1 pseudogene is annotated in these 362 nt (G+C 70.4%); it reads left to right on the top strand.

The annotated features are described in order from the left end of the window. A pseudogene (locus D9V41_RS18045) lies at positions 1–362 on the top strand (hypothetical protein); the annotation flags it as partial.

Below are 362 nucleotides of genomic sequence, written 5' to 3' on the forward strand. Positions count from 1 at the left end.
CCTCAGGCCGCCGTCACGATCGCGACCGAAGGGCTGCGCAGTGCCACCGAGCACCTGCGATTCGACGACCTGCCGCTCGGCGAGGCGATCGACAACGCCACGGTCACCCAGGCGTTCCACACCCGCACGATCGACGGAACCGCCGAACCCGAGCGCGAACTCTCCATCCCCTACCGCGGTGAGCGGCTCGTCGGCCGGCAACTGCGCGACCAGCTCGACGACTGGGTGGCGCGCGGCATCATCACGGCGTCCTGCGCGCAGGCCGTGCAGAAGGTCCAGGAGCATCCCGAGTGGCTGAGCCTCGAGGGTGACACCGTCGTCGTGTTGGGCGCGGGTGCCGAGATGGGGCCGTACCGGTCGCT

It is taken from the genome of Aeromicrobium phragmitis (assembly GCF_003674095.1).
Taxonomy (GTDB): Bacteria; Actinomycetota; Actinomycetes; order Propionibacteriales; family Nocardioidaceae; genus Aeromicrobium; species Aeromicrobium phragmitis.